This window comes from Methylibium sp., assembly GCF_031393925.1.
Lineage (GTDB): Bacteria > Pseudomonadota > Gammaproteobacteria > Burkholderiales > Burkholderiaceae_C > Methylibium.
In genome coordinates this window covers 1-12,288 of record NZ_JANMWL010000072.1, presented here as the reverse complement: position 1 = coordinate 12,288, position 12,288 = coordinate 1, and the positions used below count along the sequence as shown (strand labels likewise).

At 69.7% G+C, this 12,288-nt stretch carries 11 protein-coding genes and 1 pseudogene; 7 read left to right on the top strand and 5 right to left on the bottom strand.

Annotated features, from left to right (window positions below):
- Positions 1–371 (bottom strand): annotated as a pseudogene (locus tag RMO12_RS04545) (heat-inducible transcriptional repressor HrcA); the annotation flags it as partial.
- A gap of 84 nt (positions 372–455) precedes the next feature.
- On the opposite strand from RMO12_RS04545, the gene RMO12_RS04540 reads away from it, so the two are divergent.
- From RMO12_RS04540 to RMO12_RS04515, 6 genes are all read left to right on the top strand, one after another.
- A complete protein-coding gene (locus RMO12_RS04540; protein WP_309638373.1) occupies positions 456–1,361 on the top strand; it encodes an NAD kinase in 906 nt (301 codons plus the stop codon).
- A 7-nt stretch (positions 1,362–1,368) separates the two neighbouring features.
- The gene (recN, locus tag RMO12_RS04535; protein WP_309638372.1) at positions 1,369–3,129 is read left to right on the top strand and encodes a DNA repair protein RecN; all 1,761 of its coding nucleotides are present in this window, start codon (positions 1,369–1,371) and stop codon (positions 3,127–3,129) included.
- Complete coding sequence (rapZ, locus tag RMO12_RS04530) at positions 3,126–4,049, top strand: RNase adapter RapZ (RefSeq protein ID WP_309638371.1); 924 nt, start codon at positions 3,126–3,128, stop codon at positions 4,047–4,049. The genes recN and rapZ overlap by 4 nt, the downstream gene beginning before the upstream one ends.
- Positions 4,050–4,059: 10 nt before the next feature.
- Complete coding sequence (locus tag RMO12_RS04525) at positions 4,060–4,683, top strand: LON peptidase substrate-binding domain-containing protein (RefSeq protein WP_309638370.1); 624 nt, start codon at positions 4,060–4,062, stop codon at positions 4,681–4,683.
- The gene (locus RMO12_RS04520) at positions 4,684–6,243 is read left to right on the top strand and encodes an aminotransferase class V-fold PLP-dependent enzyme (RefSeq protein WP_309638369.1); all 1,560 of its coding nucleotides are present in this window, start codon (positions 4,684–4,686) and stop codon (positions 6,241–6,243) included.
- A gap of 61 nt (positions 6,244–6,304) precedes the next feature.
- Complete coding sequence (locus RMO12_RS04515; RefSeq protein WP_309638368.1) at positions 6,305–7,438, top strand: glycosyltransferase family 4 protein; 1,134 nt, start codon at positions 6,305–6,307, stop codon at positions 7,436–7,438.
- 254 nt (positions 7,439–7,692) lie between these two features.
- Here RMO12_RS04515 and RMO12_RS04510 read toward each other — a convergent pair whose 3' ends face one another.
- Together RMO12_RS04510 and RMO12_RS04505 are read right to left on the bottom strand one after the other, a co-directional pair.
- Positions 7,693–9,345, bottom strand: a complete 1,653-nt coding sequence (locus tag RMO12_RS04510; RefSeq protein ID WP_309638367.1) for a hypothetical protein — start codon at positions 9,343–9,345, stop codon at positions 7,693–7,695.
- Positions 9,346–9,419: 74 nt separating this feature from the next.
- Positions 9,420–9,788 (bottom strand): DsrE family protein, encoded by a 369-nt coding sequence (locus tag RMO12_RS04505; protein ID WP_309624634.1) that lies wholly within the window; start codon positions 9,786–9,788, stop codon positions 9,420–9,422.
- Between the two features lie 348 nt (positions 9,789–10,136).
- Between RMO12_RS04505 and RMO12_RS04500 the strand changes: the two genes are divergently transcribed.
- Positions 10,137–10,400 (top strand): hypothetical protein, encoded by a 264-nt coding sequence (locus RMO12_RS04500; protein ID WP_309638366.1) that lies wholly within the window; start codon positions 10,137–10,139, stop codon positions 10,398–10,400.
- Between the two features lie 172 nt (positions 10,401–10,572).
- On the opposite strand, the gene RMO12_RS04495 is transcribed toward RMO12_RS04500, so the two are convergent.
- Both RMO12_RS04495 and hypB read right to left on the bottom strand, forming a co-directional pair.
- On the bottom strand, positions 10,573–11,295 hold the full coding sequence (locus RMO12_RS04495; protein ID WP_309638365.1) for an urease accessory protein: 723 nt from the start codon (positions 11,293–11,295) through the stop codon (positions 10,573–10,575).
- Positions 11,292–12,248, bottom strand: a complete 957-nt coding sequence (hypB, locus tag RMO12_RS04490; RefSeq protein WP_309638364.1) for a hydrogenase nickel incorporation protein HypB — start codon at positions 12,246–12,248, stop codon at positions 11,292–11,294. The genes RMO12_RS04495 and hypB overlap by 4 nt, the downstream gene beginning before the upstream one ends.
- Positions 12,249–12,288 lie beyond the last annotated feature (40 nt).

Below are 12,288 nucleotides of genomic sequence, written 5' to 3'. Positions count from 1 at the left end.
GGCGCCATCACGACGCCGACGAACTGCGACAGGCTCGACAGCATGTGGGCCGCGTTGCTGATGACTTTTTGCGGCTGATCCGGCGCGATACGGGCCGCGTGGCCCGCCACCGAAAGCGGGTCGCGCTGCGTCGTCAGCATGGTATCGACGAAAAGCCGATAGCCGCGAGCCGTGGGAATGCGGCCGGCCGAGGTATGCGGACTGACGATCAGGCCCAGCTCCTCCAGATCGCTCATCACATTGCGGATGGTCGCCGGCGACAAATCCATGCCTGACGCCCGTGACAGCGTGCGCGAACCGACCGGCTGGCCTTCGGCGATGTAGCGCTCGACCAGCGTTTTGAGCAGTGTCTTGGCGCGGTCGTCCAGCATGTCCCGGCGATTGTAGGTGGCGGGTTTTGCGGCTCGCGGCAGCGGCGTGATGCGCCAAGACCGTGTGGTGTAATTTCTCTCACCATGGCGAGCCGCTTCCGTCACGCTGCCCTCGTGGGCAAGTACCAGGCGCCGGGCAGCCGTTCGGTGCTGGAGAGCGTCGCCGAGTTCCTGGCCGAGCAGGGGCTCGAGGTCTCGCTCGACGCCGCCACGGCCCTGGCCGCCGGCATCACCGCTTACCCCGCACTCGAGGCCGACGCGATCGGCGCGCAGTGCGATCTGGCCGTGGTGGTGGGCGGCGACGGCACCATGCTCGCCACCGCACGCGCGCTGTCGCGCCACGGGCTGCCGCTGGTGGGCATCAACCAGGGGCGCCTGGGCTTCATGACCGACATTGCGCTGGCCGATCTGCGCGAGACGCTGGCGCCGATGATTGCCGGCGACTACGAAGAAGAGCACCGCACCATGCTGGAGGGCCACGTCAAGCGCCCGGCGGGCGACGGCCATCACGTCATCTACGAAAGCTTCGCCGTCAACGACGTGGTGGTGAGCCGCGGCGCGAGCGCCGGCATGGTGGAGTTGCGCGTCGAAGTGCAGGAGCAGTTCGTCGCCAACTTCCGCGCCGACGGGCTCATCATCGCCTCGCCCACCGGTTCCACCGCCTATTCACTGTCGGCCGGCGGGCCGCTGCTGCACCCGGGCATCGCCGGCTGGGTGATGGTGCCGATCGCGCCGCACACCCTCTCCAACCGCCCGATCGTGCTGCCCGATACGAGCGAGGTGCGCATCGAGATCGTGGCCGGCCGCGACGCCAGTGTGAACTTCGACCACCAGAGCCTGGCCAGCCTGCTGCACGGCGACCGCATCTGCGTGCGCCGCAGCGAGCACCGCGTGCGCGTGCTGCACCCGCGCGGCTGGAGCTACTACGCGACCTTGCGGCGCAAGTTGCACTGGAACACGGGCGTGGGGTCGGACGAACACTTCTATTAAGACGCAGATGCTCCGACGCATCGCACTGCGCGACTTCGTGATCGTCCCCGCACTCGACCTCGAGCTGCACGGCGGCTTCACCGTGCTCACCGGCGAGACCGGCGCCGGCAAGTCGATCCTGGTCGACGCGCTGCAGCTCGCACTCGGCCACCGCGGCGACGCGGGCGTGGTGCGCGAGGGCGCCGCGCGCACCGAGATCAGCGCCGAGTTCGACACCCCCGCCGCGCTGCGCCCGTGGCTGGCCGAGGCCGGCTTCCAGGGTGCGGACGGCGGCGAAGACACGCTGCTGCTGCGCCGCACGGTCGACGCGCAAGGCAAGAGCCGCGCCTGGATCAACGGCAGCGCCGCCACCACCCGCCAGCTGCGCGAAGCGGGCGAGCGGCTGGTCGACATCCACGGCCAGCACGCCTGGCAGAGCCTGACCCGGCCCGACGCGGTGCGCGCGTTGCTCGACGGTTATGCGGGCATCGACACCACCGAGCTGGCCACCCGCTGGAGCGCCTGGCGCGACGCGGGGCAGAGCCTGACTGATGCGCGCGGCCGGCAGGCCGGCCTGGAGCGCGAGCGCGAGCGGCTGCAGTGGCAGATCGCCGAGCTGGCCAAGCTCGCGCCGGGCGCCACCGAATGGCCCGAGCTCAACGCCGAGCACCGGCGCCTGAGCCACGCGCAGGCCATCCTGGAGGCGGTGCAACGCGCCTTGAACGCGGTGCGCGAAGACGACGCCTCGGCCGACGCGCGCTGCGCGCAGGCGATCGCCGCGCTCGACGGCGTGCTCGACCACGACGCGAGCCTGGCCGCGCCGCTGGAGGTGCTGCGCAGCGCGCAGGCGCAGCTGCAGGACGCGGCACACACGCTCGGCGCCGCGCTGCGCCATGGCGAGCTCGACCCCGAGCGTCTGCAGAGCCTCGACGAGCGCCTGGCCGCCTGGATGGGCCTGGCACGGCGCTACCGGCGAGCGGCCGACGAACTCCCGGCGTTGCTGGCCGCGTGGCGCGACGAGCTGGCCACGCTCGACGCCGCCACCGACCCGGACGCGCTCGAGCGCGCGCTGCAAGCCGCCCGCACGGCGTTCGACCGCGCCGCCGAGGCGGTGTCCTCACAACGCCGCGCCGCCGCGCCGAAACTGAGCACGGCGGTGACGGCGGCGATGCAGCAGCTGGGTATGACGGGCGGTCGCTTCGAGGTGGCACTCGAGCCGCTGGCCGAGCCGCAGCGCCACGGGCTGGAGGCGGCCGAGTTCCGCGTCGCGGGCCACGCCGGCAGCACGCCACGCGCGCTGGCCAAGGTGGCCTCGGGCGGCGAGCTCTCGCGCATCGCGCTGGCCATCGCCGTGACCACCAGCGAACTCGGCGAAACCGGCACCTTGATCTTCGACGAGATCGATGCCGGCGTCGGCGGCACGGTGGCCGACGCGGTCGGCCAACTGATGCGTCGCCTCGGCCGCGACCGCCAGGTGCTCGCCGTCACCCACCTGCCACAGGTGGCCGCCTCGGCCGACCAGCATTGCGTGGTCAGCAAGGCATCCCGTGACGGCCGCACCGCCAGCGACGTGCAAGCGGTACAGGGCGAAGCGCGCGCGGGCGAGATCGCCCGCATGCTGGGCGGCGGCGGAGGTGTCGACGGTGCCACCGGGAGCGTTGGCGCCGCGAGCGGCACCAGCCTCGCGCACGCACAGGCCTTGCTGGCAGCGGCCACCAGCGCGGCCGCGGTGGCGACCGCCGCACCAGCGCCCTCGGCAGCCGCCACGCGCAAGCGGCAACGCGCATGAACCACAACGCCGCGTCGCCCGTCGCCGAGCGCGAGCTGGTGCTGGTGACCGGCATCTCCGGCTCGGGCAAATCGGTGGCGCTGCATGCGCTGGAAGACGCCGGCTTCTACTGCGTCGACAACCTGCCGCCCGAGCTGTTGCCCGAGTTCCTCAAACTCGAGCGCGCGCGCGCCGACCGCGCCGTGCGCCGACTCGCCATTGCGGTGGACGTGCGCAGCGCCGCGTCGCTGCCCCATCTGCTGCCGCTGCTCGACCGCCTGCGCGAGGCCGGCGTGCAGGTGCGCTCGGTGTTCCTCGACGCCAGCACCGAAGCGCTGGTGCGGCGCTTCTCCGAGACACGCCGCCGTCACCCGCTGGGCAAGGACGGCGCCGAGCCGCTCGAGCGGCGCGCGGGCCAGCACGGGCACCGCGCCCTCACCGAGGCGATCGAACTCGAGCGCGAGCTGCTGGCCGATTTGCGCGAGGTCTGCACCGTGCTCGACACCAGCCAGCTGCGCCCGGCACAGCTGCGCGAGTGGATGCGCCAGCTGGTGCAGGCCAGCGGCGGCGCGCTGACCTTGGTGTTCGAGTCGTTTGCCTTCAAGTACGGCGTGCCACTCGACGCCGACCTGGTGTTCGACGTGCGCGTGCTGCCCAATCCGCATTACATGCCCGGGCTGCAAACACTCGACGGGCGCAACCCCGCCGTCGCCAGCTACCTGGCGCAGCAGCCCGAGGTGGGCGAAATGCTCGGCCAGATCGAGGCCTTTCTCGCGCGCTGGCTGCCGGACTTCGAGCGCGACCAGCGCGCCTACCTCACCGTCGCCATCGGTTGCACCGGCGGCCAGCACCGCTCGGTCTACTTCGCCGAGCAGCTGGCGCAGCGCTTTCAGGCGCGCGGCGCCACGCTCGTGCGGCACCGCGAACTCGGCGCGAGCTGACGCGCACTCCATGTCGATGAGCGACCACGATTGCTTCGACCTGCCGTTGTTCCCGTTGCAGTCGGTGCTTTTTCCCGGCGGGCTGCTCGGCCTGAAGGTGTTCGAGGCGCGCTACCTCGACCTGGTCAGCGACTGCCTGCGCGCGCGCCAGCCGTTCGGCGTGGTGGCGCTCGAGAAAGGCAGCGAGCTCAAGGCCAGCACCACCGCCGTCGAGCTGGAGCGGGTCGGTTGCCTGGCCGAGCTGATCGAGGTCGACAGCCCGCAGCCCGGCATCCTGCAGGTGCGCTGCCGCGGCACGCAGCGCTTCGAGATTGCCGACACCACGCAGCAATCGGACGGCCTGTGGGTGGCACGTGCGCGGCGCCTGCCCGGCGACGAGGCGGTGCTGCCCAGCGCCGACCTCGTCGGCTCCGCACAAGGCCTGGCCAACGCGATCAACACGCTCAAGCAGCAAGGAAGCATTCCCTTCCTCGAGCCCTATCACTTCGACGAGGCCGGCTGGCTCGCCAACCGCTGGTGCGAGATCCTGCCGATCTCGCTGGCCGCCAAGCAAAAGCTCATGGAGTTGCCCGACCCGCTGGTGCGGCTGAAGCTGGTCGACGACTTCTTGCGCAGCAAGGGCGTGGTCGTCTGAATGGCGCGTGAGCCGCGTTTCGGGCCGGGCCAGGGCGGCGCGGCACTCGCCGGCCGGCGCAGCGAGCACGAAGCCGCGCTGGCTGCGGCGCCCGAGCACCCTGCCGCACTGGCGATGACGCCCGAACGCTTTGCCGAGCTGGGGCATGCGCTGGTCGATCGCATCGCCGCGCACATGGCGGGTTTGGTCGGGCGGCCGGTGACGCAGGGCGCGACGGCGGCGCAGGTCCGCGCGCTGCTGGGCGATGCGTCCTTGCCGCAGGCCGGCGCCGAGCCCGATGCGCTGCTCGACGAGGCCACGCAACTCTTGTTCGAGCATTCGGTCCACGCTGCCCACCCGCGCTTTCATGGCTACGTTGGCGGCGCAGCGGCGCCGATCGGCGTGCTGGCCGAGCTGCTCGCCGCGGCCGTGAACGCCAACGTGGGCCTGTGGCATGCCGCACCGATGGCCAGCGAGATCGAAGCGCAGACCGTGCGTTGGCTGGCCGAGCTGGTCGGCTACCCCGCGGGGTGCGGCGGGCTGCTGGTGAGCGGCGGCAGCATGGCCAACACGATGGCGCTGCTGGCGGCGCGGCGCGCGCGGCTGGGCAGCACCGTGCGCGAGCGCGGCCTCCAAGGGGCGGCGCTGGCGGTCTACGCGTCGGACCAGACCCACGGCTGGCTGCCCAAGGCGCTCGACATGGCGGGGCTGGGCAGCGCGGCGCTGCGTTCGATCGCCAGCGACGGCGCGCAGCGCATCGACCTGCGCGCGCTGCAGGCGCGCATCGAAGCCGACCTCGACGCGGGCGTGGCGCCGCTGATGGTGGTCGGCAGCGCCGGCACCGTCGCCACCGGCGCGATCGACCCCTTGCCGGCGCTGGCCGCGCTGTGCCGCCGTCACGGCGCGTGGTTCCACGTCGACGGTGCCTACGGCGCGCCGGCCGCCTGTCTGGCCGACGCGCCCCATCCGCTGCGCGCGCTCGGCGAGGCCGACTCGCTGGCGCTGGACCCGCACAAGTGGCTGTACGCGCCGCTCGAAGCCGGCTGCTTGCTGGTGCGCGAGCCGCGCCACCTGCAAGAAGCCTTTAGCCAGGAGGCCAGCTACTACGGTGCACCGGCCGAAGACGTCGGCCTCGACTTCCACCAGCTCGGGCCGCAAAACTCGCGCGGCTTTCGGGCGCTGAAGGTGTGGCTGGCGCTGCGCATGGCCGGACTCGATGGCTACCGCCGGATGATTGCCGGCGACATCGCGCTCGCGCGGCTCTTGTTCCAGCGGCTCGGCGCCACGCCGCGCCTGGAGGCGGCGACCTGCAGCCTGGGCATCGTCACCTTTCGCTACCGGCCAGCGGGTCAGCACGACGAAGCGGCGCTCGACGCGTTCAACCGCCGGCTGCTCGCGCACCTGCAAGGCGACGGCCGCGCCTATGTGAGCCAGGCGCTGGTCGGCGGTCGCTTCATGCTGCGCGCCTGCATCGTCAACTTTCACACCAGCGCAGCCGACATGCACGCGCTGGCGGCCCTGGTGGCCGAGCTGGGCGACGCGCTCTGGCAAGCGCCGTCCTGCGGCGCGCGCGCGGCGTGACGCGACCGCCGCCGCCGCTGCGTTTGGCCGTATTCCAACCACATCACCGGTCCTCGAGTTCATGCGCATCCTTGTCCTGAGCGACGTCAGCAGCCACATGCGCGGCGGCGTGCCCACCGAGACCCGCCAGCTGCTGCAAGGCCTGGCGGCGCGCGGCCACACGCTCGCGCTGGCGGCCGACGCCCCCCTGGGCGGCGCCGCGTTGCAGCACTTCGCGCTTGCCTTGCCCAGCGGCGCACCGTGGGGCAGCCGGCTGGCCGAGATCGTGCAGGGCTTTCGGCCCGATCTCGTCCACGTCATGGCGATGGGCTCACGCGGCCTCGCGGCCATCGCGCCGGTGCTGCGCGGCCAGCGCTGGGTGCTGACCATTCATTCGGTGCCGCCCCACGAACGCAAGCTGGCGCACTGCCACGGCAGCGAGACACTGCACTACGCGCTGCGCTCACTGCGTTTTGCGGCCAACAGCACGGCGTGGAAGTGGCTGCTGCGGCGCTCGCAGATTCCGCGCGTGGTCGTCCACAGCCGCTTCGTACAGCGCACCGTCGAGCGCTACGGTTACCCGGGCGAGGTGGCGCTCGTCCCACTCGGCTTCGAGCCGGGCACGCCCGCCGCCGCGCGGCCCGCCAACATGCGGCCGGTGGGCAACAGCCCGCGGCTGGTGACGGTGGCCGGCCTCGCGCACACCAAGGGGCAGCACGACGCCGTGCTCGCGATGGCAGCCATCAAGGATCAGTTTCCCGGCCTGCGCCTTCAGCTCATCGGTGAGGTTCGCGACGGCTCCTACCTCGCCTTTCTCAATGAGCTGATCGAACGCCATGGGCTGCACGGCCAAATCCGCATCACGCCAAACCTTGACGATGCGAGCAAGCAGCAGGCGCTGCGCGAGGCCGACTTCTATCTGCAGCCTTCGCACGAGGAAGGCTTCTGCCTGGCCTATATCGAAGCCGCCGCGATCGTGCCGCGACTGGTCGGCGCCGACACCGGCGCCATCGCCGCGATGAGCGCGGGCGATGCCGGCGCGCGGGTGGTTGCGCCGCGTGCGCCGGCCGCGATCGCCGCGGCGGTGCGCGAACTGGCCGCGGCATCGCTACCGGCCGATCTGCTCGGCGCGCGCAGCGCGCGGCTGGCGGCACGCTTCTCGTGGAGCGCCTATCTCGACGCGCACGAGCGGCTTTACGAGGGCCTGCGCACCTGACGCGGCGCCACGCTCACGCGAACAGCCGCCCGTGCAGGGAACCGCGTCCACAGGACGCGAGCGTTTCTTAAGCGGGTCGTCGGCCGGATCGATTGAGGCACGTTGGCGGCGAACAGCAGGTCGTGTTCCACCTGGCAATTAGTCCACTGAATCACTGAAATCGGAGCGCCGCTGTCCCGCTGTCCATCCGATGGGGCGCTCGCGTGACGCCGCGCTGCATCCGAACCGCAGCCGAGCGCGGTGGCGAACGCCAACTACCTCGCGGCCGCCAGCAATTTCCTGGCGCGCACCAGTTCGGGCCGCTCGGTGTCGTGCTGCGCGGCAAGCGCCTGGAGTCGGCCGTAGTACTCGCGCATCGCCGTGCGGTCGCCGGCCGCCTCGGCGGCGCGCGCGGCGCCAACGAGACCACGAAAGCGGTTCGGGTCGCGCTCGAGTGACCTGTCGAACTCGGCCCGAGCCCTGGCCGGGTGATCCAACTCGAGCAGCATCTCACCGAGCAGCTCGCGCGAGGGCACGACATTGCCTGGCGTCACCGGGTGCTTGTCGCTCGCCTCCTCGGCCTCGGCCGCGGCGCGCATCAGCTTGACCGCCTCGTCGCCGCGCTTCTCGGCCAGCGCGATCCAGGCGTTCACCGTCGTGATCTGAAAGTCGGTCTGGCCGGCCCAGTACGCGTTCTTGCCGGTCACCAGCGCCTCCTTCAGCGCTTCGAGGCGCTTCACGTCGGTGCGCGCGGCGGCTGCATCGCCGCTGCGCGCCGCGCCGAGCCCGCGTGCAAACACGAGGATCGCTTCGGACTGTGGAAACTTCGCCCACGCCAGGTCGGGCGGTGACAGCTTCAGCGCCGCCGCCTGCTGCCAGTCGCCGCGCTCGAGCGCGTAGCGCGACGGCATCGCGGCAAAGGCATAGGCGGCCACGAAGTTTTCGACGTTGACCTTGCGCAGCGCCAGCGCCTCGTCGAGCAGCGCCTTCGCGGCCTTGTCCTGCCCCAGCTGCAGGTGGCCGAACACCATGTAGTCCATCGCGTGCAGCGCATCGTAGGCACCGACGCCCGGCGTGGCACCGTCCTTCAATTCGGCCTTGGCCGCGAGGTAGGACGCGCGATTGCCCTCGACCACCTCGCGCCACTGGCCGACGCGCGAGTAGATGTGCGAGGGCATGTGCAGCGCGTGCGGCACCGACGGCGCGATCGCGCCGTAGGCACGCGCCGACGAGAGGCCCTTCGCGGCCAGTTCGGCGTAGTCGTAGTTGTGGATCAGGTAGTGCGCGACGCCGGGATGGTTGGGGTATTTCGTGAACAGCGGCTCGAGGATCTTGGCGGCCTTCATCTGGTTGGCGAAGCTCTTGTCGGCGGGCAGCGCGGTGATGTTGAGCGCCAGCGCATAAAGGATCTGTGCCTCCATGTCGGTCGGGTGCTTCGCGGCGAGGCCTTCCATCGCCTTTTCATAAGCCACCGCGCGCGGCCGGAAGTCGGTGTTCTGCCAGTCCTTGAAGAAGGTCGCGAGGGCCGCGATGTAGTCGCGCTCGCGTTCGGTCTTGGCGCCCACGCGCTCGGCCTCGGCCGCGGACGGCGCGCCGGTCTTCGACACGTTCGGGTTGGACGGCCAGGTGAACGGATTGCCCATGGCCATGATCGACGTGCCCCAATGCGCCATGCCGCACGCCGGGTCGAGCTCGAGCACCTTGGCAAACGACTTCTTGGCCGGGTCGAACCAGAACGAGTGGAACAGCGCCATCGCGCGGTTGAACTCCTGCTGTGCGGCGGCGTTGCAGGACACGGCAAAGCTCACTTGGCCGAGCTTCTCGGGCGGCTTGCCCTGCGCCGCTTCGGCGTCGTGGGCGCGGCTGGCGGGTGCGGCGGCGCACAGGGCAAGTGTCACGGCCAGTGCAATGCGGGTGGGTGTCGTCATGGTGGCCTCCTATGGGGCGAATTGGGCTGGCGTGGAATCGGGGGCTTAGGCCTGTGGCCGGATGCTTCTTCTTCTCAGAAGCTGAGCGATGCCGCCCCCGCCATCAGCCGCTCGTGCATCGCGCTGGCTCCGACAATCACGACACCTTCGATGAAGTCCTCCTGCGTGTAGCCACGCGACTTGACGCAGGGCGGACACGCCCAAATCGTGCCGCCCCGATGCACGAAGTCTTCGATGAGTGCCTTGAGCGGGTCGAGCGGCGCGACCTGCGCCAACTCGACGGCACGCTTGCGCACCAGATCGACCGCCGAGCTGGTCAGGAATGCATAGACCTTGAACCCGGCGGTGATGCCACCGTTGGCGATCGTGAACGCGACCGACGACAGTTCGTGGTCGGCGCCCCGGGTCATCAGGACGACCAGTTCCTTGCTTGAGTCCGACATGGTGGTGCTCCTTGGCAATTAGGATTTCATCAGCGTCGCGGCGCGTTGCGCGACGCCCCGGATGATCTGCCGGTCGATCACCACTGTCCAGCCTCGGCGTTGACCCTTTTGGCCTCAAACGCCGCCGGTAAGACCAACGACCCGACAAGCAGCAGCATCGAAGCGCGATCTCAGCATCGACACAAATTCGTTCTGTTCCTTACACACCAATTGACGGCTGGCACACCCATTGGGCCGGCGGTTTGCTCCGACTCCACTGCGGATCGTGACAGTGGGCCGTTTTACTTAAGTGGCACGCCGACAGGATGACGTGGCATTACCTTTGTGCAACCAAACAGGAGTTTTTGAATGAAGACGATTGCAACAAGCTTGATGTGCGCCTGCATGGCGCTGGCAGCTGGCGGTGCCGCTGCGGTAGACGACATGAAGAAGGGTGATTCGATGGCCAAGGACGGCATGACGAAGGACATGACCATGCAGGAGTGCAAGGACCACATGGCGATGTCCAAGGATGCCGCGAAGAAAGACGACGCCATGATGATGAAGAAGGACGCCAAGTGTGCCGACATGATGAAGAAGGACGGCATGGCCAAGGAGCCGGCGACGAAGTAGGCAACGACGGGATTTCGTATGCCGGGCCGGTCGGACCCTGTCCGATCGGCTTGGTTTTTGGCAGACTGATCCGTGCTCGGCCGTAGGAATTACGGCATCAATGACGCGTCTGAAAAATCGCCGGTGACCTTCTGGCTGCAAGCGCGCCTCTCGACGCGCAGGCGCAGGCGGCTCAGTTGAGGAGGAGGCTTTTCAGCAACCCGATTTCGGCCACCATCACGGCGCCGAGCACGCAGCTGAACGCGCCAACGAGGAAGGTCATCGAGGTGTGCAGCCCGGTCAGGTGGTCGGCGGACAGTCTGAGCGGCAGCGCAATCACCATCGACAGCAGCGCCATGCCGGCGATCGAGCCCAGGCCGAACAGCGCGATGTAGCCCAGCCCGATCGAGACCGACGGCGCTGCTTGCATGCTCAGCACGACCAGCGCGGCCGAACCGGCCAGGCCGTGCATCATGCCGATGGCCAGCGCTCGCATTGGCCAGCGCCTGGCGTGCGCGTGGTCGTGCGGCGACTCGGCATGCGCGCCTTCGCCGCGGTGGCCGTGAGCATGCACATGCTCGGCAGCACTTGCATGGCGATGCACATGAAAGTGGATGCGATCGCGCCAGAGCCGGCGCAGCACGTCGGCGCCGAGCACGATCAGCATCAGCCCGACCGCGGTTTCGAGTCCCGCCTCCCAGCCGGGTGAAATCGACTGACCGAACCAGAGCACGACGCCGGCGAACAGCATCAAGGTGAGCGTGTGGCCCACCCCCCAGGCCAGGCCCTGCCGCACGGTCTGCCGCAGCGAGTTCTGCCGGGTCACGAGCGTCGCCACCGCCGCCAGATGATCGGCCTCGGTCGCATGCTGCATGCCGAGCAGCAGGCCGACGAAGAGGACCGACAGCGCAGTCATGACGGCGCCCCGCCAAACTGCGGTGCGGTCGCGCGCTCGCGCAGCCATGCATACCAAGCATCCATGCCCTCGCCGGTCTCGGCCGAGACACGCAGCACTTCGATGTCGGGGTTGGCCTGGCGCGCATAGGCGATGCAGCGCTCGACGTCGAAGCGCAGGTGCGGCAGCAGGTCGATCTTGTTGAGCAGCATCAAGCTGCTGGCGCGAAACATGTGCGGGTACTTGATCGGCTTGTCTTCGCCTTCGGTGACCGACAGGATCACCACCTTGGCGCGCTCGCCCAGGTCGAACAAGGCCGGGCACACCAGGTTGCCGACGTTCTCGATCATCAGCATGGAGCCGCGCGGCGGGTCGAGCTGTTGCAGGCCGTGCGCGAGCATGTCGGCTTCGAGGTGGCAGCCGGTGCCGGTGTTGATCTGGATCACCTTCGCCCCGGTGGCGCGGATGCGTTCGGCGTCGTGGGTCGTCGCTTGGTCGCCTTCGATCACGCTGATCTCGTGCTGGCCCTTCAGGTCGCGCAAGGTACGTTCGAGCAGCGAGGTCTTGCCCGAGCCCGGCGAGCTGACGAGGTTGAGCGCGAGGATGCCGCGCCCCGCGAGCCAGCCGCGGTTGCGCTCGGCCAGCAACTGGTTCTTGGCGAGGATCGCCTGCTGCAGGTCGATGGTGCGGCCGGGGGCGGATGGGGGCGCGGCGGGAACGTGAGCGTGGTCGTGGCCGTCGTGGTGGTCATGGTCATGGCCGTGCCCATGCGTGTGCCCATGCGTGTGCCCATGTGCGTGGTCGTGGTGGTCGTCGTGATGCCCGTGCGCGTGGTCGTGCTCATGCGCATGCACGCTGCCATCGGCATGGGTATGCGTCATGGTCGTTTCGCGCAGCATCGTCATCGCGTCGCCGGTCTGGGCATTGGTGAGGACGACTTCATTGCCGTCCGAACAACCGCAGGTCGTACACATCACGCCACCTCCATTTCCTTGACCTTGAGTTCCTCGCCCG